25 protein-coding genes are annotated in these 22,492 nt (G+C 60.3%); 11 read left to right on the forward strand and 14 right to left on the reverse strand.

Annotated features, from left to right (window positions below):
• Positions 1–11: 11 nt before the first annotated feature.
• From CAF65_RS09360 to CAF65_RS09385, 5 genes are all read right to left on the reverse strand, one after another.
• Positions 12–1,997, reverse strand: coding sequence for a GGDEF domain-containing protein (locus tag CAF65_RS09360; protein WP_085716040.1), 1,986 nt, complete (start codon positions 1,995–1,997; stop codon positions 12–14).
• Positions 1,994–2,872, reverse strand: a complete 879-nt coding sequence (locus tag CAF65_RS09365) for an endonuclease/exonuclease/phosphatase family protein (protein ID WP_085716041.1) — start codon at positions 2,870–2,872, stop codon at positions 1,994–1,996. The genes CAF65_RS09360 and CAF65_RS09365 overlap by 4 nt, the downstream gene beginning before the upstream one ends.
• A gap of 14 nt (positions 2,873–2,886) precedes the next feature.
• A complete protein-coding gene (locus CAF65_RS09370) occupies positions 2,887–3,528 on the reverse strand; it encodes a thiol:disulfide interchange protein DsbA/DsbL (protein ID WP_085716042.1) in 642 nt (213 codons plus the stop codon).
• A gap of 199 nt (positions 3,529–3,727) precedes the next feature.
• Positions 3,728–4,357: a cytochrome c gene (locus tag CAF65_RS09380; RefSeq protein ID WP_008018457.1), complete on the reverse strand. Its 630-nt coding sequence runs from the start codon at positions 4,355–4,357 to the stop codon at positions 3,728–3,730.
• 45 nt (positions 4,358–4,402) lie between these two features.
• Positions 4,403–4,693, reverse strand: a complete 291-nt coding sequence (locus CAF65_RS09385) for a cytochrome c5 family protein (protein ID WP_085716044.1) — start codon at positions 4,691–4,693, stop codon at positions 4,403–4,405.
• Between the two features lie 191 nt (positions 4,694–4,884).
• On the opposite strand from CAF65_RS09385, the gene yihA reads away from it, so the two are divergent.
• The gene (gene yihA / locus CAF65_RS09390; RefSeq protein ID WP_085716045.1) at positions 4,885–5,529 is read left to right on the forward strand and encodes a ribosome biogenesis GTP-binding protein YihA/YsxC; all 645 of its coding nucleotides are present in this window, start codon (positions 4,885–4,887) and stop codon (positions 5,527–5,529) included.
• Positions 5,530–5,849: 320 nt separating this feature from the next.
• Here the strand turns inward: yihA and polA are convergent, their stop codons facing one another.
• Positions 5,850–8,654 (reverse strand): DNA polymerase I, encoded by a 2,805-nt coding sequence (gene polA, locus CAF65_RS09395; RefSeq protein WP_085716046.1) that lies wholly within the window; start codon positions 8,652–8,654, stop codon positions 5,850–5,852.
• A 74-nt stretch (positions 8,655–8,728) separates the two neighbouring features.
• On the opposite strand from polA, the gene CAF65_RS09400 reads away from it, so the two are divergent.
• Both CAF65_RS09400 and CAF65_RS09405 read left to right on the forward strand, forming a co-directional pair.
• A complete protein-coding gene (locus CAF65_RS09400; protein ID WP_057397384.1) occupies positions 8,729–9,016 on the forward strand; it encodes a DUF2782 domain-containing protein in 288 nt (95 codons plus the stop codon).
• Positions 9,017–9,076: 60 nt separating this feature from the next.
• On the forward strand, positions 9,077–10,027 hold the full coding sequence (locus CAF65_RS09405; RefSeq protein ID WP_007989412.1) for a homoserine kinase: 951 nt from the start codon (positions 9,077–9,079) through the stop codon (positions 10,025–10,027).
• A gap of 52 nt (positions 10,028–10,079) precedes the next feature.
• On the opposite strand, the gene znuA is transcribed toward CAF65_RS09405, so the two are convergent.
• Positions 10,080–11,009, reverse strand: coding sequence for a zinc ABC transporter substrate-binding protein ZnuA (gene znuA, locus CAF65_RS09410; RefSeq protein ID WP_085716047.1), 930 nt, complete (start codon positions 11,007–11,009; stop codon positions 10,080–10,082).
• A gap of 57 nt (positions 11,010–11,066) precedes the next feature.
• Between znuA and zur the strand changes: the two genes are divergently transcribed.
• From zur to CAF65_RS09445, 7 genes are all read left to right on the forward strand, one after another.
• Positions 11,067–11,549, forward strand: a complete 483-nt coding sequence (zur, locus tag CAF65_RS09415) for a zinc uptake transcriptional repressor Zur (RefSeq protein WP_085716048.1) — start codon at positions 11,067–11,069, stop codon at positions 11,547–11,549.
• Positions 11,549–12,334: a zinc ABC transporter ATP-binding protein ZnuC gene (gene znuC, locus CAF65_RS09420; protein ID WP_008064713.1), complete on the forward strand. Its 786-nt coding sequence runs from the start codon at positions 11,549–11,551 to the stop codon at positions 12,332–12,334. The genes zur and znuC overlap by 1 nt, the downstream gene beginning before the upstream one ends.
• Positions 12,327–13,115 (forward strand): zinc ABC transporter permease subunit ZnuB, encoded by a 789-nt coding sequence (znuB, locus tag CAF65_RS09425; protein WP_085716049.1) that lies wholly within the window; start codon positions 12,327–12,329, stop codon positions 13,113–13,115. The genes znuC and znuB overlap by 8 nt, the downstream gene beginning before the upstream one ends.
• A gap of 37 nt (positions 13,116–13,152) precedes the next feature.
• A complete protein-coding gene (locus tag CAF65_RS09430; RefSeq protein WP_085716050.1) occupies positions 13,153–13,869 on the forward strand; it encodes a PA5502 family lipoprotein in 717 nt (238 codons plus the stop codon).
• A gap of 259 nt (positions 13,870–14,128) precedes the next feature.
• Positions 14,129–15,136 carry a methionine ABC transporter ATP-binding protein gene (locus tag CAF65_RS09435; RefSeq protein ID WP_085716051.1) on the forward strand — a complete coding sequence of 336 codons (1,008 nt, stop codon included), beginning with the start codon at positions 14,129–14,131 and terminating at the stop codon, positions 15,134–15,136.
• A complete protein-coding gene (locus tag CAF65_RS09440; RefSeq protein WP_085716052.1) occupies positions 15,136–15,810 on the forward strand; it encodes a methionine ABC transporter permease in 675 nt (224 codons plus the stop codon). The genes CAF65_RS09435 and CAF65_RS09440 overlap by 1 nt, the downstream gene beginning before the upstream one ends.
• A gap of 60 nt (positions 15,811–15,870) precedes the next feature.
• Positions 15,871–16,641 (forward strand): MetQ/NlpA family ABC transporter substrate-binding protein, encoded by a 771-nt coding sequence (locus tag CAF65_RS09445; RefSeq protein ID WP_085716053.1) that lies wholly within the window; start codon positions 15,871–15,873, stop codon positions 16,639–16,641.
• A 110-nt stretch (positions 16,642–16,751) separates the two neighbouring features.
• Here the strand turns inward: CAF65_RS09445 and CAF65_RS09450 are convergent, their stop codons facing one another.
• Genes CAF65_RS09450 through CAF65_RS09470 form a run of 5 tightly spaced genes read right to left on the reverse strand, consistent with a single transcriptional unit; the run spans position 16,752 to position 20,654 of the window.
• On the reverse strand, positions 16,752–17,387 hold the full coding sequence (locus tag CAF65_RS09450; protein ID WP_085716054.1) for an SCO family protein: 636 nt from the start codon (positions 17,385–17,387) through the stop codon (positions 16,752–16,754).
• Positions 17,384–18,283: a heme o synthase gene (gene cyoE, locus CAF65_RS09455; RefSeq protein ID WP_085716055.1), complete on the reverse strand. Its 900-nt coding sequence runs from the start codon at positions 18,281–18,283 to the stop codon at positions 17,384–17,386. Before cyoE ends, CAF65_RS09450 begins: the two co-directional genes overlap by 4 nt.
• On the reverse strand, positions 18,271–19,344 hold the full coding sequence (locus CAF65_RS09460; RefSeq protein ID WP_085716056.1) for a heme A synthase: 1,074 nt from the start codon (positions 19,342–19,344) through the stop codon (positions 18,271–18,273). Before CAF65_RS09460 ends, cyoE begins: the two co-directional genes overlap by 13 nt.
• Before the next feature lie 10 nt (positions 19,345–19,354).
• The gene (locus CAF65_RS09465; RefSeq protein WP_085716057.1) at positions 19,355–19,948 is read right to left on the reverse strand and encodes a hypothetical protein; all 594 of its coding nucleotides are present in this window, start codon (positions 19,946–19,948) and stop codon (positions 19,355–19,357) included.
• A complete protein-coding gene (locus tag CAF65_RS09470) occupies positions 19,914–20,654 on the reverse strand; it encodes an SURF1 family protein (protein ID WP_085716058.1) in 741 nt (246 codons plus the stop codon). Before CAF65_RS09470 ends, CAF65_RS09465 begins: the two co-directional genes overlap by 35 nt.
• Positions 20,655–20,725: 71 nt before the next feature.
• On the opposite strand from CAF65_RS09470, the gene CAF65_RS09475 reads away from it, so the two are divergent.
• Positions 20,726–20,929, forward strand: coding sequence for a twin transmembrane helix small protein (locus CAF65_RS09475; RefSeq protein WP_085716059.1), 204 nt, complete (start codon positions 20,726–20,728; stop codon positions 20,927–20,929).
• A gap of 19 nt (positions 20,930–20,948) precedes the next feature.
• Here the strand turns inward: CAF65_RS09475 and CAF65_RS09480 are convergent, their stop codons facing one another.
• On the reverse strand, positions 20,949–21,836 hold the full coding sequence (locus tag CAF65_RS09480) for a cytochrome c oxidase subunit 3 (RefSeq protein WP_085716060.1): 888 nt from the start codon (positions 21,834–21,836) through the stop codon (positions 20,949–20,951).
• Between the two features lie 25 nt (positions 21,837–21,861).
• A complete protein-coding gene (locus CAF65_RS09485) occupies positions 21,862–22,413 on the reverse strand; it encodes a cytochrome c oxidase assembly protein (protein ID WP_085716061.1) in 552 nt (183 codons plus the stop codon).
• Between the last annotated feature and the right edge of the window lie 79 nt (positions 22,414–22,492).

Raw genomic sequence — 22,492 nt, forward strand, 5'->3', positions numbered from 1 at the left:
ACAAATGATCGTCAGCCTGGTTCCACCCGGTTGCGGCCAGCATTTTTTGCGCGATACAGCGCCTGATCGGCTCTTTTAAGCACTTGATCGCTGTACTCGCCCGGCCTGAACGCCGTCATTCCGATAGACACAGTGATGGTCACCGGCTCTCCCTTGAAGTGGAACGGGCAGGCCTCAATTGAGGCACGCAAGCTTTCCAGCAGCTTCAGCCCCGCCGCAGGCACCGTGGATGGCATTAACAGCACAAACTCTTCACCGCCAAACCGGGCAATGAAATCCGATCCGCGCAGGCGCTTGCGCAACACGCTGGCAATGATTTTCAGCACTTTGTCACCGGCCAGGTGCCCGTAGTTATCGTTGATGCGCTTGAAATGATCTAGATCGAGCATGGCCAGCATCAGCGTGTTGCCATGTTGCTGCCATTGTTTGACTTCATGATCCAGGCGCTCGCTCCAGGCCGCGCGGTTGGGCAGGCCGGTCAACGGGTCGACCAATGCCTTCTGACGTTGCTCTTCAAGGTGCTCGCGATAACCCTGAGCCTCCTGCTCCATATGGGCGACCCGTTCGGCCAGGCTGTGCAGGCGTGCAGCGACCTCTTGCTCGCGTTCATCGCGCTGTTTCTGGTGCTGGTCCATGGTGCCCAGCAAACCTTCGAGATGGTTTTCCAGGACGTGCTTGAGATCTTCCAGGTCCGCGGCTTCCTGCATGCTGCTTTGCAGGCCATCGACCTGTTCACGGATCTGCGTGTCCATTTGCCGCGCCGCCGAACGGTTGTCGGCGTGTCCTGCAGTGGCAGCCTGCAAGTTGCTCTGGAACGATTCGAGGCGCTCGTTGAGTCGTTGCAGGTAGGCTTCGAACTCGTGCTGACCGCTGTCGGTAATGGCCAGCATCAACGTGGCAAAGTCGTCGAGAATCGGCAGCAATTCGTACCAGTTCAGACCGTTTTTCAGACGATCGCGCATGGATTCGGCTTGCGGGCGATGACGTTCGGGCAATGTCAGGTCTTCAAGCAGCCCCAGCAGCGTGTCTTCGATGTGACTGGCCACCGAGCTGTAGGAGGGCTCGGGGGAATCCGGGAGTGCGTAGTGAATGTCGTGCCCGGATTGCGCCTGATGGGCGGCGACCACGTCCTCCGGCGGAATCGGAGGCAAGGGCAAGCTATCCGGCGATACTTGCGCGGTCAGTTCATCAGGGTTGGCTTCCGGCTCAGGCGGTGCCGTGACGGTTTCCGGGGTCGATTTTTCGGCCGGTTCGATTTCTGCCACGACTGCACTGGCTGGTTGAGGCTCCGCAGCCGGAGGTGCAATTGCCACGGCTGCCGGCTCGGTCGGCACCGGCTCGTCCTCAACTCGCTCAGCATCGGAAGCTTCGAAGATTGCCGACTCAATGACAACCGGGGTCAACTCGATATTCGCCGCAGGGCTCTCGGTTACAAGGGCGGTCGGTGCAGGAGAAGTCGCCGTATCCTCCGCTTCACGACCACCGAACAACCGCTGCAGCAAACCCGGCCGACCAGGCTCCGTCGGGGCCTCCATCTGGCTCAGGGCCTTGCCTTGCAAGCCACTCAGCTCGCTGAGCAACAAGGGTATCTCACGTGCCTGACTGACCCGCGCATCCAGGCGCTTGGCGAAGCTCTTGAGTGGCCGGCTCACATCCCGTGGCAGCGGCAATGTTTGCAGCTGAGTGACCAGCGCAGTCAGGGCGGCACTGGTCTGGTTGACCCGGATTTCCCGACGCTGCTCCGAGTCGAGCACCGCTTTTTCCAGGCGTGGAATCAGTGCGGCCAGGCCGGCGTCCATGTCGTCGGTACGCACGACCTCGCGCATCTCCTTCATGCATTGGTCAACAACACGGTCAGTACCTTCCGCCGCCAGGGTGCTGCGCACCAGTCCACGACGCAGCAAGTCGAGCCGCGCATCCCAGCGACGTTCGAGCTTTTCCTGCTGTTCGATGCTTTTCAGGTATTTTTCTTTCCAGCGCTGTGCTTCGTCGCTCATTCATGGGATCCGCGAGGGGCAGGACTCAACGCGGGCAATGCATCGACCGTGAGCGAACCCGGCAGACGAATCTCTACCGCGACCGGCAGGTGATCGGAAATGGGCTGTGCCAGCACCTCGACCTTTTCCAGGGTCAGGCTCGGGCTCAGCAGGATATGGTCCAGGCAGCGCTGTGGGCGCCAGCTGGGGAACGTCGCTTCCAGTTGCGGCGCGAGCAGACCGAGATCGCGCAGCGCGGAGTTTTGCAGCAGGTCATTGGCATGGGTGTTCATGTCGCCCATCAGTACCTGGTGCTTGTAGTCGCCAATCAGGTCGCGGATGTAGGCCAGCTGCAGGCTGCGCGCCCGGGCGCCCAGCGCCAGGTGCATCATGACCACCACCAGCGCTTCCGGGCCTTCGCCGAACCGTACCAGAATGGCTCCGCGACCCTTTGGTCCTGGCAAGGGATGATCTTCAATGGCCCACGGGCGCAATCGGCTGAGCACGCCATTGCTGTGCTGGGCCAGGCGACCGAGATTGCGATTGAGTTGTTGATACCAGTAGGGAAAGGCGCCGAGTTGGGCCAGGTGTTCAACCTGATTGACGTAGCCTGATCGCAGACTACCGCCATCGGCCTCCTGCAAGGCGACCAGATCGAAGTCGCCCAGCAGATTGCCGATTTTCTGCAGATTGTCGGCACGCCCGGTGTGCGGCAGCAGATGCTGCCAGCCCCGGGTCAGGTAATGCCGATAGCGCTCGGTACTGATACCGACCTGGATATTGAAACTGAGCAAGCGCAGACGGCTGTCTTCGGGCAAGCCCGAGGACTCCAGATGATGCTCGTTGACCCGTGGATCATGCAGGCCAACGATGCGTTCAGTACCCCATCGGCGCATGGCAGTGACTGCCCTTAGTTGGCGGCAGCCTTGTTAGCTGCTCGCTCTTTGTCGATCAGTTTGTCGGCCAGTTGCAGGGCCTGTTCCGCACCGCCGGCAGAGCCTACGTCAAAGCGGTATTTGCCGTTGACGATCATGGTTGGAACGCCGGTGATTTCATACTTCTTGGCCAGCTCACGCGCCTTGACGATCTGCCCCTTGATAGCGAAAGAGTCGAACGTTGCGAGGAACTTGTCCTTGTCCACGCCTTGGGTAGCGAGGAAGTCGGCCATGTCATCCTTGTCGGTCAGTTTCTTGTGTTCTTTCTGAATTGCGTTGAACACCGCGGCGTGAACGTTGTGCTCGACACCCATGGCTTCAAGAGTCAGGAACATCTGACCGTGAGCATCCCACGGGCCACCGAACATGGCTGGAATGCGTACGAAATTCACATCCGTCGGCAGTTTCTCGACCCACGGATTGATCACAGGTTCGAAGGCGTAGCAATGCGGGCAGCCGTACCAGAACAGCTCGACCACTTCGATCTTGCCAGGCACGGCGACCGGAACCGGATTGCTCAGTTCGACATAGGGTGCGGCGGGGGCTTCAGCGGCCTGGGCAGTCATGCCGAACAGGCTGGCAGCGGCAAAAAAGGCGCTGATGATCAGATTACGCATGCTTTACTCCTGGACAAATTTTTCGCCTCGCGCGACTTGTCATCAGACAGATCCTGGCGGGCTTGAGTTCTGTAGTGTAACGGCAGCGGCCACAAAAAAGGGCGGCCAAAGCCACCCTTTTTATACTTCCCGGGACGGATTAATCGAGCGTTAACGTTGCTGGTAATAAGCACCCCGTTCAACGCCCGATCCACCGGCCTTAGTGAAGGCCTTGAATGTAACTGGACACTGCGGCGATATCTTCGTCGCTCAGCTTTTTGGCAATGCTCTGCATCGGCTTGGTGTCGCCGTCGTTGTTGCGGCCGCCTTCTTCCTTGCGGAAATCGGTCAGTTGCTTGGCGATATACTGAGCGTGCTGGCCACCCAGGTGCGGGAAACCGGCGGGTGCGTTGCCCGCACCATTTGGCGAGTGGCAACCGGTGCACGATGGCAGGCCCTTGGCCAGGTCGCCGCCGCGGAACAGTGCTTCACCGCGAGCCACGACTTTCGGATCGGCGGCGCCGACGCTGCCTTTCTGGCTGGCGAAGTAGGCGGCGATGTCCGCCAGGTCCTGATCGCTCAGGTTGGTCAGCAGGCCGGTCATTTCCAGAACGGTGCGCTTGCCCGACTTGATGTCGTGCAATTGCTTGGTCAGGTAGCGTTCACCCTGACCCGCCAGTTTTGGAAAGTTTGGCGCCATGCTGTTGCCATCCGGGCCGTGGCAGGCGCCACATACGGCGGCTTTGGCCTGACCGGCTTTTGCATCACCCGGTTGTACTGCCTCACCTGCAGCATGGGCCATGCCGGAGATGCCCACGGTCAACAGCAGACTCACGATCAATTTCTTCATCAGCTAATCCAACTACGGCTAAGGGTTAAGAGTTATGGACCGGGTTTACTCGCTCATCCAAAGGATGATGGCTTGGTAATCCTCGGCACTGCAGTCCATGCACAAACCACGCGGCGGCATCGCCTTGAAACCCTGGGTCACGTGTTGCACCAGCGTCTCCATACCTTTCGCCAACCTCGGCGTCCAAGCTTCCTGATCGCCTTTTTTCGGCGCCATGGGGAGTTGGCCGGAATGACAGGCACCACAAACACGGTTGTACACAGCTTCCGGATCCTGTGTAGCCTGAGCGCTGTAAAGCGGCATCATGACACCGGCAACTAGCAGCCATTTCGTCATAAAACGACCTTTTCAGGGTTGAGAGCGAGCTGCGTTCTAGTGCGCAATCAAGGTCTGTCGCTCTCGTGAACTTCATCCTACGCCGGGACAAAGCGCACACAAAATCTGCGGCATTATATACTGGCGTCACTGAAACGGAAGCGACACTGCTTGCCGCGCCCATTCCTGGCGCCGCCCACATCGGAAATCCCATGCAACTCAAGAATCCCATCCTCGGTCTGTGCCAACAGTCCACCTTCATGCTCAGCGCCGCCAAAGTCGACCAATGTCCGGATGACGAGGGCTTCGAAGTCGCCTTCGCCGGGCGCTCCAACGCCGGCAAGTCGAGTGCCTTGAACACCCTGACCCATGCCAGCCTGGCGCGCACCTCGAAAACCCCGGGGCGCACGCAACTGTTGAATTTCTTCAAGCTAGACGATGAACGCCGTCTGGTCGACCTGCCGGGCTACGGTTATGCAAAAGTACCGATCCCGCTCAAGCAACACTGGCAGCGTCACCTCGAGGCCTACCTGGGTGGACGCGAGAGTTTGAAAGGTCTGATCCTGATGATGGACATCCGCCATCCGATGACCGATTTCGACCTGCTGATGCTCGACTGGGCCGTGGCTGCCGGCATGCCAATGCACATTCTGCTGACCAAGGCGGACAAGCTGACCTATGGCGCAGCCAAGAACACGCTGCTCAAGGTTCAGTCGCAAATCCGCAAGGGCTGGGGCGATCTCGTGACGATTCAGCTGTTCTCGGCCCCCAAGCGCATGGGCCTGGAAGAAGCCTACACAGTGCTGGCAGGCTGGATGGAACTGGCGGACAAGGGGGCCGAGGTAGAAGCCCAGTAAGCAGCGAAAACTGCCTGGGACGCCCCAGGCAGTTTTCGCCTGGCAAAAAAAACCCCGGACTTCATATGGGGAGGGAGAAGGTCCGGGGTTCAAATTCTAGACCGCTAGGGCGGGGTCCAGATATCTGCCAACACTTAACACAACATAGGAGCATCGAAGGGCTTCACCAGCCATTCAGTACCTCTGAGTGGTGGTTTGCAAGATTAGTTCAGATTTTTTTCAAATAGCTTTGGAATAACTCTGATTATCTTCCGGTCTAAACGACTTGCGCCCTTCTGCCGCGGCACCATGCCGCAGCAGAACAGGTCTTTTCAGATGGCTCAGTGAGCCTCATCCCAGTTATTTCCAATACCCACTTCGACCAGCAACGGGACATCCAGTTTCGCGGCCTCGCTCATGTGCACGCGAATTTCATCGCGAACCTGGTCGACCAGGTCTTCACGCACCTCAAGCACCAGTTCATCGTGCACCTGCAAAATGACTTTGGCGTCGAGGCCAGACGCGGTCAGCCAGTTATCCACCGCGACCATGGCTTTCTTGATGATGTCCGCCGCGGTGCCTTGCATTGGCGCGTTGATCGCCGTGCGTTCGGCGGCGGCGCGCTCTTGCGGCTTGTTGGAGTTGATGTCCGGCAAGTACAGGCGACGGCCGAAGATCGTCTCGACATAACCTTGCTCGGCGGCCTGGGCACGCGTGCGGTCCATGTACTGGCGAACGCCGGGGTAGCGGGCGAAGTAGGTATCGATGTAGGCCTTGGCGGTCTTGGTGTCGACGCCGATGTCCTTGCCGAGCTTCTGCGCCCCCATGCCGTAGATCAGGCCGAAGTTGATCGCCTTGGCACTGCGGCGCTGGTCGGAGGTCACCTCGGCCAACTCGACCTTGAACACTTCGGCGGCAGTCGCGGTGTGCACATCCAGGTTGTGGCGGAAGGCGTTCATCAGCCCTTCATCCCGGGACAGGTGCGCCATGATCCGCAGTTCGATCTGCGAATAGTCCGCCGCCAGCAGCTTGTAACCGGCCGGCGCCACGAAGGCCTGGCGGATGCGACGCCCTTCGGCGGTGCGCACCGGGATGTTCTGCAGGTTCGGATCACTGGAGGACAGCCGCCCGGTGGACGCCACCGCCTGGTGGTACGAAGTATGGATCCGTCCGGTACGTGGGTTGATCTGCTCCGGCAGGCGATCGGTGTAGGTGCTTTTGAGCTTGCTCATGGAACGGTGTTCCATCAGCACTTTTGGCAAGCGGTGATCGTCTTCGGCCAGTTTCGCCAGCACTTCTTCGGCAGTAGACGGCTGGCCCTTGGCAGTTTTCTTCAGCACCGGCAGGCCGAGCTTTTCGTAGAGAATCACGCCCAGTTGTTTCGGCGAACCGAGGTTGAATTCCTCGCCGGCGATCTCGAAGGCTTCACGCTCCAGCGCCACCATCTTGTCGCCCAATTCGATGCTTTGCACACCCAGCAAGGCGGCGTCGACGAATGCGCCCTGGCGCTCGATACGCGCCAGTACCGGCACCAACGGGATTTCGATGTCAGTCAGCACACTGGCCAGGCTCGGAATGGCCGAGAGCTTTTCGAACAGGGTCTGGTGCAGACGCAAGGTGATATCCGCATCTTCGGCGGCGTAAGGTCCGGCCTGCTCCAGGGCAATCTGATCGAACGTCAGTTGTTTCACGCCTTTGCCGGCGATGTCCTGGAAACTTACCGTGGTGTAGTCCAGATACTTCTGCGCCAGGCTGTCCATGTCATGGCGCGTGGCCGTGGAGTTGAGCACATAGGACTCAAGCATGGTGTCGAAGGCGATGCCGCGCACGGTGATGCCGTTGTCCTGATCGCCGCCGATGGCGCAGTTGGCCAGGATGTTCATGTCGAACTTGGCGTGCTGGCCGACCTTGAGCTTGTCCGGGTCTTCCAGAATCGGCTTGAGCGCGCGCAGAACAGTATCGCGGTCCAGCTGCTGCGGCACGCCGATGTAGGAATGGGTCAACGGGATGTAGGCCGCTTCGTTGGCCTGAACCGCGAACGACAGGCCCACCAGTTGTGCCTGCTGCGCGTCGATACCCGTGGTTTCGGTGTCGAAGGCAAACAGCTTGGCCTTGTTCAGCTTTTCCAGCCAGGCGTCGAATCGCGCCTGATCAAGGATGGTTTCGTACTGGGCTTCAGCGGTCACAACGGGTGCCTCGGCCTCGACAGCGCTAAACAGATCAACCGCCGGCTCAGGCTCGGCAGCGCTGCTCTGTTCGATACGCTTGGCGTCCCGTTGCAGATCGTTCAGCCAGCTCTTGAACTCCAGCAGGGTGTAGAGCTCGAACAGCTTGTCCGGATCTTCCGCGCCCATCTGCAAGTCATCGAGACCAATATCCAGTGGCACGTCGACCTTGATCGTTGCCAGTTGATAGGAGAGGAATGCCATCTCCTTGTGCTCTTCGAGTTTGGCCGGCAGAGTCTTGGCGCCGCGAATCGGCAGGGTCGGCACGATATCGAGTTGCGCATAGAGTTCGGTCAGGCCGCCGTTCACGCCGACCAGCAGGCCTGAAGCCGTCTTCGGGCCGATACCCGGAACACCCGGAATGTTGTCGGAAGAATCGCCCATGAGCGCCAGATAATCGATGATCTGCTCCGGAGCGACGCCGAATTTCTCCTTCACGCCCTCCACGTCCATGCTGCTACCGGTCATGGTGTTGACCAAGGTAATGTGGCCGTCGACCAGTTGCGCCATGTCCTTGTCGCCAGTGGAGATAATCACCGGACGATCCGCCGCCGCGCTGCTGCGGGCCAGGGTGCCGATCACGTCATCGGCCTCGACACCTTCGACGCACAGCAGCGGGAAGCCCAAGGCGATCACGCTCTGGTGCAGCGGTTCGATCTGCACGCGCATATCGTCAGGCATGCTCGGACGGTTGGCCTTGTATTCGGCGTACATGTCATCGCGAAAAGTCCCACCCTTGGCATCGAACACCACGGCGAACGGACTGTCCGGATACTGCTTGCGCAGGCTCTTGAGCATGTTCAACACGCCCTTGACCGCGCCGGTCGGCAGGCCTTTGGACGTAGTCAGCGGCGGCAGCGCGTGAAAGGCGCGGTACAGGTAAGAAGAACCGTCCACCAGGACGAGGGGGGCTTGGCTCATGAGCAGGATCAACCTTTTCGGCGGGTCCGGCGCTAGAATAGCGGGACCGTTGACGACAAAGGGACAAGGTTATCATGCGCACACCAAATCGCCTGTTGCTGGCTGGCTTGTTTGCAATCGCCCCATTGGCCGTCATGGCGGCGGACGATGCGCCGACACCGGAGCCGGAAGTCACGATCCGCACGGAAGGGGACAAGCTCATCCAGGAGTACCGCCAAAACGGCTTCCTGTATGCGATCAAAGTCACGCCCAAAGGCGGCAAGCCGTATTTCCTGGTACGCGCCGACGGATCAGAAGGTAACTTCATTCGCTCGGATTACCCGGATATGCTGATTCCGGCGTGGGAAATATTTAAGTGGTAAGTCGTCCTTAACTTTAATCGGCGCTGGCTCAACAGCGGCGCCCGTACTGGCAGTTTAAACATGTCTGTGTTCACCCCCCTGGCTCGGCCCGAGCTGGAAGCTTTTCTCGCCCCTTATGGCCTCGGCCGCCTGCTTGATTTCCAGGGGATTGCCGCCGGTAGCGAAAATACCAATTTCTTTATCAGCCTGGAGCAGGGCGAATTCGTCCTGACCCTGGTCGAGCGCGGTCCGGTTCAGGAAATGCCGTTCTTCATCGAACTGCTCGACGTGCTGCACGGCGCCGACCTGCCGGTGCCTTACGCCCTGCGCACCACGGACGGCGTGGCCCTGCGCGAGCTGGCGGGCAAGCCTGCCTTGCTGCAACCGCGCCTGGCCGGCAAGCACATCAAGCAAGCCAACGCGCAACATTGCGCGCAGGTCGGTGAGTTGCTCGGCCATCTGCACCTGGCGACCCAGGCCAACATGATCAAGCGCAAAACCGATCGCGGCCTGGACTGGATGCTGGAAGAGGGCACGCAGTTTCTGTCGCACCTCGGTGCCGAACAGAAAGACCTGCTGCAACGGGCGCTGGAAGAAATCACCCGGCAGAAGGAAAAAATCCTGGCACTGCCGCGGGCGAACATTCACGCCGACCTGTTCCGCGACAACGCGATGTTCGAAGGCACGCACCTGACCGGGCTGATCGATTTCTACAACGCCTGCTCGGGGCCGATGCTCTACGACGTGGCGATTGCCTTGAACGACTGGTGCTCGGACGATGATGGCGTGATCGATGGACCGCGAGCGCGGGCCTTGTTGGGTGCCTACGCGGCCTTGCGACCGTTCACCGCGGCCGAAGCCGAGTTGTGGCCGACCATGTTGCGGGTGGCGTGTGTGCGCTTCTGGTTGTCCCGTTTGATCGCAGCGGAATCGTTCGCCGGACAGGATGTGTTGATTCACGATCCGATGGAGTTCCAGCTGCGTTTGGCGCAGCGGCAGACGGTCAATACGCCTTTGCCTTTCGCCCTTTAAAAGCTTCGACCTGTGGGAGCGAGCTTGCTCGCTCCCACAGGTCTGGTGTCGATTACAACGACTCCAGGCACCCCGCCAGATCATTGCCCAACTTCTCCAGCACCTGCTCATAGCCCTGAGCAGTCGCCGGTGTGTACCCACCCAACGCATCCAGTTCAGCCAGTTTCACCGGCAGGCCGGTCACCAGGGTTTCCGCCAGGCGCGGACGCAGCGGTGGCTCGCTGAACACGCAAGTCTTGCCGACTTCCTGCAAGCGCGCGCGCATCGTCGCGACATGCTGGGCCCCGGGCTGCACTTCGGCTGCAACGCTGAACACACCCGCGTGCTTGAGCCCATAAGCGTCTTCGAAGTAATCGAAAGCTTCGTGGAACACGAAGTAGGGTTTGCCCTGAATATCGGCCAGGCGCTTCTTCAGGCGCGCATCCAGCGCATCGAGACGCTCGTCGAAGGCTTTCAGATTGCTCTGATAACGCACGGCATTGTCAGGATCGGCGGCACTCAGGTCAGCCGCCATTTTCGCGGCGATAACCCGGGCGTTAACCGGCGACAGCCACAGGTGCGCATCCAGGCTGCCCGGGCGATGATCGTGGTCATGTTCGTCGGCTTCTTCGGCGTGGGAGTGACTATCTTCGGCAAAGCGGCGCAGTTTCATGCCTGGCAAATCTTGCACCGCGACGCTGGGCAGCGTACGACCATTGAGCACGCGCGGCAGGAAACCTTCCATGTCCGGGCCGATCCAGTACAGCAGGTCCACCGATTGCACCTTGCGTACGTCGGATGGGCGCAACGCATAGTTATGCGGCGAGGCACCCGGTGGTAGCAAAACCTCAGGAATCGCCACGCCGTCCTGCACCGCCGCAGCGATCAATTGCAGAGGCTTGATGCTGGTAAGGACCTTGACCTCGGCTTGCGCCGAACCGATCAGCAGAAAACTTGCGACAAATGCGACAAAGATAGAAAAAAGTCGGGACACGATGACCACTCGAAGAGGCGAGAACGGGTAACATAATAACGTCTCTCACAAAACTCGTCGCCGCTCATGCTAAAAACACCGATTGCCAGCCGCCCCCACGACCACTCACATTGCGTTCACAGCGCTTTGTCCGAGGCCGATGCCCTGTGCGCACGTCAAGGCCTGCGCCTGACCGCCTTGCGCCGGCGAGTGCTGGAACTGGTGTGGCAAAGCCACAAGCCCCTGGGCGCCTACGACATTCTCGCGGTCCTCAGCGAGCAGGACGGCCGCCGCGCTGCGCCGCCGACGGTGTACCGCGCGCTGGATTTCCTGCTGGAAAACGGCCTGGTCCATCGCATTTCCTCGCTCAACGCCTTCATCGGCTGCAATCACCCGGAACATGCCCACCAGGGTCAGTTCCTGATCTGCCGTAAATGCCACGCCGCGATCGAGCTTGAGCAAAAGTCCATCAGCGACGCGATCATCGCCAGTGCCAGGGATGTCGGGTTTGTCGTCGAAAGCCAGACCGTCGAAGTCGTCGGTCTCTGCTCGGGTTGCCAGGGGGCTTGATGAGCAACGCGCTGATCCGTCTCGAGCAGGTTGCCGTCACGTTCGCCGGGCAACCGGTGCTGGACAACATTGAGCTGAGCGTCGAGCCGGGGCAGATCGTTACCCTGATCGGCCCCAACGGCGCCGGCAAAACCACACTGGTGCGCGCCGTGCTCGGCCTGTTGAAACCGGACAGCGGCAGCGTCTGGCGCAAGCCGAAGCTGCGGGTCGGTTACATGCCGCAAAAACTTCATGTCGATCCGACCCTGCCGCTGTCAGTCCTGCGCTTCTTGCGCCTGGTGCCAGGCGTGGACCGCGCGATGGCCTTGGCGGCACTCAAGGAAGTCGGCGCCGAACAGGTGATCGACAGCCCGGTGCAAAGCGTTTCCGGTGGCGAAATGCAACGCGTGTTGCTGGCCCGGGCCTTGTTGCGCGAACCTGAACTGCTGGTACTCGACGAACCGGTACAGGGTGTCGACGTGGCCGGCCAGGCTGAGCTGTACAGCCTGATTACCCGCCTGCGCGACCGTCACGGTTGCGGCGTGCTGATGGTCTCCCATGATTTGCATCTGGTGATGAGCACCACGGATCAGGTGGTTTGCCTCAATCGTCACGTCTGCTGCTCGGGCCATCCCGAGCAGGTCAGCGGCGATCCGGCTTTCGTCGAGCTGTTCGGAAAAAACGCACAAAGCCTGGCGATTTATCACCACCATCACGACCACGCCCACGACTTGCATGGCTCGGTGGTCAAGGCGCCCGCGTCGGGCCATAACCATGTTCACGGAGATAGCTGCAAGCATGGCTGATTTTCTGCTCTACGCCCTGCTTGCAGGCTTGGCCCTGGCCGTCGTCGCAGGTCCGCTGGGGTCTTTCGTGGTCTGGCGACGCATGGCCTATTTTGGCGACACGCTGTCTCACGCAGCATTGCTCGGTGTGGCCCTGGGCTTTCTGCTGGATGTCAGCCCGACCGTTGCCGTCACCGTTGGCTGCCTGCTGTTGGCGGTGTTGCTGGTGACATTGCAACAACGCCAGCCTTTGGCATCCGATACGCTTTTGGGGATTCTCGCACCCAGCACGCTCTCTCTGGGCCTGGTGGTACTAAGCTTCATGCACGAAGTGCGGATCGACCTGATGGCCTATCTGTTCGGCGACCTGCTGGCAATCAGTCCAACCGATCTGGCCTGGATTCTTGGCGGGAGCGCTGCGGTACTAGGCTTGCTGGTTGCGTTGTGGCGCCCATTGCTGGCGATCACGGTGCATGAGGAACTGGCCCGGGTCGAAGGCCTGCCGGTGGCGGGATTGCGCCTGGCCCTGATGCTGTTGATCGCCGTAGTAATTGCCGTGGCGATGAAAATCGTCGGCGTGTTGCTGATCACTTCGTTGCTGATCATCCCGGCTGCTGCGGCACAACGTCATGCCCGCTCGCCGGAGCAAATGGCACTGGGCGCGAGCCTGCTGGGCATACTCGCCGTGTGTGGCGGGCTGGCGCTGTCCTGGTTCAAGGACACCCCGGCCGGCCCGTCGATTGTGGTGACAGCCGGCGTGCTGTTTCTGCTGAGTTTTGTTCTGCCCCGCCGAGGGGTGTAGACTTGCTCGTTTTTTGCGCAAATAGAGAGTCGCAGGAATGAAGTCGTTCGCCTCCCGTTATCTGCTCCTTGTCGCATTTTCTTTGCTGCTGGGCGCCTGCCAAAGCACGCCACCGGCGGCCACCGTGGCCGCCGATGCGCGGGCCTCGGCCATCGTACAGCTGGAACAAAACATCGCCAGCGATGAACTGGCGACCGCCGAAGACCAATTGGCCGCCTTGCAGGCCGAATCGCCCACCGATGCTTCCCTTGAGCAATACCAGCGGCAACTGGCCGAAGCCTATCTGCGCCGCAGCCAGATCGTGCTGCAAAAGGGTGACGTGGATGCCGCCGCAACCGCCCTGAGCCGTGCCCGCGCATTGATGCCCAAAGCTCCGGCGCTGACCGGTGGAGTCAACGGCTCGATTGCCCAGGCGCGCAAGGCCGAGCTGGAAAAAGCCGAAGCCGACCTCAAGGCTGCCGAAGCCAAACCAAAAGCCAAGGTCATCGATCTAACGGCTGAAAGCACCACCGTCGCGCTGAATATCAACGATATGGGCAAACTGCGTCGCCAACTGGATGCCATCGCCGCCGACGTGGTGAATTTTCAGTGCGACGTGAGCATTCAGGCTCCGCGCACCAATGATTATCCTTGGCTGGCTAATTTGCTGACCAAACGGGTGAAGAAACTCGATCCTGAGTTTGATCTGAAGCTGGAGCGGCAGATTTTGCGCAGTGTTCCGGCGCAGATGGTGCTGAGCCCGCGCAAACCCTGAAAGCATCGCGAGCAGGCTCGCTCCCACACACTGGATCTGTGATCGACGCAGAACCATTGTGGGAGAGGGCTTGCTTGTGAAGACGTCCTTCCTCGCAAGAGGATTTCAAACCGGAATTCCTTTGGCCTTCGCCTTCGCGTTATTGCCAAATGACAGGACAAATGCGAAATAAATGCTAAGAACCTCTATACGGACAGGCTAAAATGCGCGCCCGGCTAACCGCTGACCCTTTTCTAACGCGCCCCACAAGGTTCGCTACGTGATCGAGTTTCAAAACGTCCATAAAACCTACCGCGTCGCCGGTAAGGAAATCCCCGCCCTGCATCCGACCAGTCTGACGATAGAGAACGGGCAGGTTTTCGGCTTGATCGGTCATTCCGGCGCAGGAAAAAGTACCCTGCTGCGTCTGATCAATCGCCTGGAAAACGCCAGTGGCGGCAAGATCATCGTCGACGGCGAAGAAGTCACAGCCCTGGACGCCAACGGCCTGCGCCGTTTCCGTCAACAGGTCGGGATGATCTTCCAGCACTTCAACCTGTTGGCCTCCAAGACCGTTGCCGACAACGTCGCGCTGCCGCTGACGCTGGCTGGTGAACTGTCCCGCAGCGACATCGACCGTCGCGTCGCCGAATTGCTGGCCCGGGTCGGTTTGTCCGATCACGCCAACAAGTACCCGGCGCAATTGTCCGGCGGGCAAAAGCAGCGCGTCGGCATTGCCCGCGCCCTGGCGACAAAGCCGAAAATTTTGCTGTGCGATGAAGCCACCAGCGCCCTCGACCCGCAAACCACGGCATCGGTCCTGCAGTTGCTGGCCGAGATCAATCGCGAGTTGAAGCTGACCATCGTGCTGATCACCCATGAAATGGATGTAATCCGCCGGGTCTGCGACCAGGTCGGAGTCATGGATGCAGGCGTGATCGTCGAACAAGGTTCGGTGGCCGAGGTGTTCCTGCATCCGAAGCACCCGACCACCAAGCGCTTCGTTCAAGAAGACGAGCACATCGACGAAAGCGAACAGCGTGACGACTTTGCACACGTGCCGGGTCGTATCGTACGTCTGACCTTCCAGGGCGAAGCGACCTACGCACCTTTGCTGGGTACAGTCGCCCGCGAAACGGGCGTGGACTACAGCATCCTTGCCGGTCGAATCGATCGCATCAAAGACGTCCCTTACGGGCAACTGACCCTGGCCGTGACCGGCGGTGACATGGAAGCGGCGTTCGCCCGCTTCACCGCAGCCGACGTCCACATGGAGGTGCTGCGCTAATGGAAGCCCTGACAAGTTTCTTCGCCAATATCGACTGGCTCGAAATCTGGCTGGCCACCGGCGACACCCTGCTGATGCTCGGCGGTTCGCTGTTGTTCACCGTGCTGCTTGGCTTGCCGCTGGGCGTGCTGCTGTTCCTGTGCAGCCCGCGCCAGTTGCTGGAAGCCAAAGGTGTCTATGCGATGTTGTCGCTGGTGGTGAACATTCTGCGTTCGCTGCCGTTCATTATCCTGCTGATCGTGATGATTCCGTTCACCGTGTTGATCACCGGCACGTCCCTCGGTGTTGCCGGTGCGATCCCGCCGCTGGTGGTAGGTGCCACGCCGTTCTTCGCTCGCCTGGTGGAAACCGCCCTGCGTGAAGTCGATCGCGGCATCATAGAGGCGACCCAGGCCATGGGCGCGACCACGCGGCAGATCATCACCAAGGCCTTGCTGCCGGAAGCTCGTCCGGGCATCTTCGCGGCGATTACGGTGACGGCCATTACACTGGTGTCCTACACGGCGATGGCCGGTGTGGTGGGCGCCGGTGGTCTGGGTGACCTGGCGATCCGCTTCGGTTATCAGCGTTTCCAGACCGATGTGATGGTGGTGACAGTGGTGTTGCTGCTGGTACTGGTTCAGGTACTGCAAACCGTTGGCGACAAATTGGTCGTCCACTTTTCCCGTAAGTAAGACATGAGCCGGCCATTCGCTGGCAGGCGCCAAACGGGCGCCCCACATGGAGTTAGCTGAATGAAAAAACTACTCGTGGCCTTCGCGGCCGTTGCCGCGTTCTCTGCCCACGCTGAAACCCTGACCGTCGCGGCCACCCCGGTACCACACGCCGAGATCCTCGAATTCGTGAAACCGGCCCTGGCCAAAGAAGGCGTGGACCTGAAGGTCAAGGTATTCACCGACTACATCCAGCCGAACGTACAGGTCGCGGAAAAGCGCCTGGACGCCAACTTCTTCCAGCACCAGCCGTATCTGGATGAGTTCAACAAGGCCAAGGGCACCCAGCTGGTTTCCGTGGCCGGCGTACACCTGGAACCCCTGGGCGCTTACTCCAGCAAGTACAAGACCCTCGCTGAACTGCCTGGCGGCGCCAACGTGGTCATCCCTAACGACGCCACCAATGGCGGCCGTGCGCTGTTGCTGCTGGCCAAGGCCGGCGTGATCAAGCTGAAGGATTCGAACAACATCCTGTCGACCGTGAAGGACATCATCGAGAACGCCAAGGACCTGAAAATCCGTGAGCTGGAAGCCGCGACCATCCCGCGCGTGCTGACCCAGGTCGACCTCGCGCTGATCAATACCAACTATGCGCTGGAAGCCAAGCTCGATCCGGCCAAGGATGCGCTGGTGATCGAAGGCAGCGACTCGCCGTACGTGAACATCCTGGTGGCTCGTCCGGACGACAAGGACAGCGAAGCGATGAAGAAACTGGTGGCTGCCCTGCACAGCCCGGAAGTGAAGGCCTTCATCCTCGATAAGTACAAAGGCGCGGTGGTGCCGGCGTTCTGATCAGCTGATGCAACGAAAAAAGGGGACGCCATGAGCGTCCCCTTTTTTGTGTCTGAAACACGAAACCTGTGGGAGCGAGCTTGCTCGCTCCCACAGGTTTCTTGGTGTCGCTACTTGCGGTTCACCATCACCGGCAATTGCGCCACCAGCTTCACATTGTTCAACGGCGCCCGAATAAACCCGCGTTGCGTCCCGTCCGGCCCGATCACCGCGAGGTTGCCACTGTGGTCGACGGTGTAGTTCGGCTTGCTGGTGTCCGCCGGAATGTACGGAATGCTCACCGCATTGGCGACCTTTTGCAGCTCTTCGGTCGACGCCGGGGTCAGGCCGACGAACTGCGGGTCGAAGTAGCCCAGGTACTGCTTGAGCTGCTTGGGCGTATCGCGATTGGGGTCGACGCTGACCAGCACGACTTGCAGTTTATCCACCGCCTCGGGCGGCAATTCGCTCTTGATCTGTCGCAGTTGGGCGAGAGTGGTCGGGCAGATGTCCGGGCAGAAGGTGTAGCCGAAGAACAGCAGGCTCCACTTGCCCTTCAATTCATTGATCGTGACCGGCTGGCCGTCCTGATTGGTCATCGTCACTTCCGGCAGATTACGGCTCTGCGGCAGCAAAATGATGCCGGCGTCGATCAGCGCCGTCGGATCGCCCTGGTTTTTCCCGGACAGCACCTTGTTGACGGTCAGGCCCAGGATCAGTGTGATCAAGGCGACGAGAATAAAGACGGTTTTCTGGGTTCGAGTCATAGGTTCAACAGTAAGTAGTGGTCTACGAGCAGGGCGATAAACAGCAGGAACAAGTAGTAGATAGAGTACTTGAACGTGTTGATCGCCGCGTGCGGCCGAGTGCCACGGTACAGCACCACGGCCCATTGCAGAAACCGCGCACCCAGCCCCAGCGCGCAGACCAGGTAGAGCGTGCCGCTCATGTGGATCACGTAGGGCATCAGGCTGACAGCGAGCAGCGCGAAGGTATAAAGCAGGATATGAATCTTGGTGTAGTGCTCGCCATGGGTGACCGGTAGCATCGGGATGTCCGCCTTGGCGTATTCCTCCTTGCGATGGATCGCCAGCGCCCAGAAGTGCGGCGGGGTCCAGGCGAAGATGATCAGCACCAGCAATAGCGGCTCGGCGCTGACGTGACCGGTGGCAGCGGTCCAGCCGAGCAACGGCGGCGCAGCGCCCGCCAGACCGCCGATGACAATGTTCTGCGGGGTCGCACGCTTGAGGAATCCGGTGTAGATCACCGCATAGCCGAGCAGCGAGGCCAGGGTCAGCCATGCGGTCAGCGGGTTGGTAAACGTCAGCAGCAAGGCTTGCCCGAGCGCCGCCAATACCAGCGCGAACGTCAGTGCGGCGGTCGGCGAAACCCGGCCTTCGGCCAGAGGCCGTTTATGGGTGCGCGCCATGATCGCGTCGATGCGCCGGTCCACCACATGATTGACCGCCGCCGCGCCACCGGCACACAGGGCGATACCCAGGTTGCCGAAAATCAGCACCGTCCACGGCACTCCGGCACGGGTCGCGAGGAACATCCCCACCAGTGAAGTGATGAGCATCAGCACCACTACTTTGGGTTTGGTCAGTTCCAGGTAGTCACGCCAGATCGCCTGACTGGGACGTTCGCCGATCAGAACCGCCATGGCGTCTCTCCTTTTATTGTTATGGGCCCGGCTGAGTGTTTACGCGGGCTGAAGTGCCAGCGCGCTGGCTGCTTGACCCGGACCAGACTGGTTCGGGCGTGGTAATTGACCAGCACCATGGTCAGCAACAGCGCCGCGCCGCCCGCGTTATGCGCGACGGCCACCGGCAACGGCAGATGGAACAGCACGTTGCTGATGCCCAAGCTGATTTGTGCCCCAAGCGCGATCAGCACCAGGCCTGCCAGGCGTGTCATGCCAACCACCTTCAATTGCCAGGCCAGACCGAGCAATACCAGGGTGACCAGCAACGCACCGATGCGATGGGTCAGGTGGATGGCCGTACGGGCGTCGCTGTCCAGTTGACCGCCAAGATAGTTCGGGCCGATGTGTTGAGTCAGGTGAAAGCCGTTGGCGAAGTCGGCCGGTGGCAACCACTGGCCGTGACACGTCGGAAAGTCGATGCAGGCCACGGCGGCGTAATTGGAACTGACCCAGCCGCCGAGGGCGATTTGCCCGATCACAAGCAACAGCCCCGCCGTCGCCCAGTACTGCAAGCGTCGTGGCACGGTCAGCGCCGGCAGTACGCCGGACAGGCGCAAGGTCAGCAGAAACAGCAAGCTCAGGGTCGCAAAGCCGCCGAGCAAATGCCCGGTGACCACCTGCGGCCAGAGCTTGAGCGTTACCGTCCACATACCGAAAGCGGCCTGGCCAACAACCACCGCCAACAGAAACAACGGTAACTTCACCGGTTGCCCCGGATGGCGGCGATGTACCCACGCGCGACCGGCCAGCACCGCGATCAACATCCCCAGTGTGCCGGCGAAGTAGCGGTGGATCATCTCGTTCCAGCCCTTGTGGGCCTCGACCGGAGCGTCCGGGAAATGCAATTCGGCATGAGCCAGCTGGGCTTCGCTTTTCGGCACGCTGATGAAGCCGTAGCAGCCAGGCCAGTCCGGGCAGCCGAGACCGGCGTGGGTCAGGCGGGTGTAGGCGCCGAGCAACACCACAATAAGCGCCAGCAAGGTGGCAAACAGCGCGAGGCGAAATCCAGGCTTGGCCATGACGATGCCCTTATCCGATGTTCGACAGTTTCAGCAGGTGACGCAGATCGTTGAGCAGGTCCTTGCCCTTCACCGACGGGTCGTAGCGCAGCACCAGATTGCCGTGAGGGTCGATGATCCACAGGTGCGGCGCGTCATTGCTCTGAGCGCCTTTAATGTAGGTCGGCAAGTCCAGTGAATAGCGTTGCAACTGCGGGTACTCGCGTTGAAGTTTAGTCTCGTAATCGCTGTTCAACGTCTGCGCGGCGGCCAATGCATGGCTGGCGCGGGACGCGTCGCGACCGAGGCCGATCTGGATCTGTCGCGCCAGGTACACCAGCTGCTGGCAGTCCACCGCGCACTCCTTGGGCGCCGTCACCAGCATCTGCCAACGATCCTCCTGGACCGGCACGCCGATATCGGCACGGGTCTGGCCATTGCCGATCAGTTCGCCGTGATAACTGCGGCCCTCGGGCACCCAGAAATTCAGCTTGTACATGCCGGTGGCGAGGATCATCGGACCGATCACCCCGAGCAGGATCAGCAGCAGTTGCAAGCGGCCCTTGCGCCGGTTCACCGACGGTTTCGCCTCAGACATGCTGGGTGGATTCATGGCCGCTCCCATGGTGTTTCTCCTTTGCGTTGTGCCAGCCGAGATAGAGATAAAGACCAAACAGGGCAATCGCCATGGCGAACCACTGCACGGCATAAGCGATATGTTTTTCCGGCCCCGTGGCGACCACTGGCCAGTCGGCCTGATAGGTGGCGGGACCGGTTTCGGCACGTAGTTCGTAGGCAAAACCTTCGCGGTTCAGTGCAGCCCAGAGCCTGGTTGGCTCAACGGCCGTAATCAGCTTCGGCCATGTCAACGTTGCGGGATCTGCGTGCAATTGGAACGTCGCACCGGGGGGAACGTAGACCCACGCGTCAAGGCTTACCGCTTCGGTGGACGTCTTGAATTGAGGTGGTGTGCGGCGCTCCGGCCATGGCAACCAGCCGCGATTGACCAGCAGCCATAGCCCGGTGGCCTGATCGTGAAACGGTTGCAACAGCTCGACGCCGACCTTGCCGTTGCGTTGACTGTTGTCCAGCAGCAGGCTGTGTTCGGCATCGAACTGGCCGTGCAGGCGAACCCGGCGAAAGGCAGGGTCCATGGTGTACTGCAGTTCGGTGCTGGCCATCGGCTCGGCGGCCCGGCGCTCGGCGTAGGTTTGCAGCAGCACGCTTTTCTCCGCGCCCCGGCTCAATTGCCAGAACCCCAAGGACACCAGTAGTGGCAGCAACAGCGCGACCACCAGCGTTGGCACGATACCCGGGCGAAAACGCTTCATGGCATCGCCAGAAAGTCGGTCATCGCGATAGCTATACTTAAGTGCATCGCTTGTCCCCCCGGAGTCTCACCATGCTCAAAGCAGCCATCGTCCTGATGCTGATTGCCACGGTTGTCAGCCTGTTCAGCGGCCTGTTTTTTCTGGTCAAGGACGACAGCCACTCAAACCGCCTCGTCATTGCCTTGAGTGTTCGTGTGACCCTGGCCGCCCTTACCCTTGGCTTGATTGCCTGGGGCTTTTTCAGCGGCCAGTTGGTGTCCCAAGTCCCGTGGTAGCTCGCTCCTGCAAGCTGCTCTAGAGCACATAGACGAAAACGAACAACCCGATCCACACCACATCCACGAAGTGCCAGTACCAGCTCGCCGCTTCGAAGCCGAACTGGTGCTCGCTGTCGAAGTGCCCGCGCATGATCCGCATCAGCATCACGAACAGGATGATGGTGCCAATAGTCACGTGGGCGCCGTGGAACCCGGTGAGCATGAAGAAGGTCGCGCCGTAGATGCCCGAGCCCAGGGTCAGGCCCAGCTCGCGGTAGGCGTGCATGTACTCTTCGGCCTGGAAGGTGAGGAACGCACAACCCAGCAACACGGTGAGCGCCAACCATAGCTTCAGTGCGCCGCGATGACCCTTTTTCAAGGCATGGTGGGCGATGGTCACGGTCACGCTGGAGCTCACCAGCAACACGGTGTTGAGCAGCGGCAGGCCCCAGGGGCTGATGACTTCCTTGGGCGGCGGAAACAGTTTCGAGTCGGGGTTGTCCAGCAACGGCCAAGTGAACTGGAAGTTCGGCCACAGCATGTGCGCGATGCCTTTGGCGCCTTCACCACCGAGCGCCGGCCCGGAGATTTGACGCACATAAAACAGCGCACCAAAAAAGGCGATGAAGAACATCACCTCCGAAAAAATGAACCAGCTCATGCCCCAGCGAAACGAGCGATCCATTTGCGGGCTGTACAAACCGCCGCGACTTTCCTTGATCACCGTGCCGAACCAGCCGAACAGCATGTAGGCCAGCAGCAATCCGCCAACGAAGAAGATCAGCGGCCCGTGGGACTCCGGGCGCGCCGCTTTCAGATCGTTGAACCAGGTGGCCAGGCCGTACACAGTAGTGACCAGGCCGAGCGTGGCGATGATCGGCCATTTGCTCTGGGCGGGAACGTAATAATGTTCATGAGTTGCCATTTATTGTTCTCCTTATCGGGCACGCTCAGCCGCCAGTGTTTACAGCTACCGGTGGATGTCGGGCGGTGATATCGAACAGCGTGTAAGACAGCGTCAGGTGCTTCACGTCCTTGGGCATGTCACGGTCAACGATGAAACGTACCGGCATCTCGATCCGTTGACCGGGCTGCAGCACTTGCTGGGTAAAGCAGAAACATTCGGTCTTGTGGAAATAAGCCGCCGCGATGCTGGGCGCGATGCTCGGCACGGCCTGGGCACTCATCGGCTTGTCGGTGGGGTTGTGGGCGATGAAGATCATTTCGTTCACCGCCCCCGGATGGGCCACCAGCTCCTCGCCCTTGGGATAGAAGTCCCAGGGCATATCGGCTGTATTGGTCGACAGAAACTGCACACGCACCTGCCGCGAAGTGTCGACCGTTTGCTCACCCTCGTATTGCCCGGCAGTCTTGCCGTTGATGCCAAAGGCCTTGCACATCACGTCGTAGATCGGCACCAGGGCAAAGCCGAAGACAAACATGGCCACCACCACAAGCAATAGTCGGGTGACCAGTTTCTTCATCGAAATCGAGTCAGCCATGGATTCGAATCCCTGTAGGAGCGAGCTCGCTCGCGAAAAACCTGAGAGCACCTCGGGGTACCAGGCTTCCAGCGTTATC

Origin of the sequence: Pseudomonas sp. B28(2017), assembly GCF_002113025.1 — a bacterium.
Classification (GTDB): domain Bacteria; phylum Pseudomonadota; class Gammaproteobacteria; order Pseudomonadales; family Pseudomonadaceae; genus Aquipseudomonas.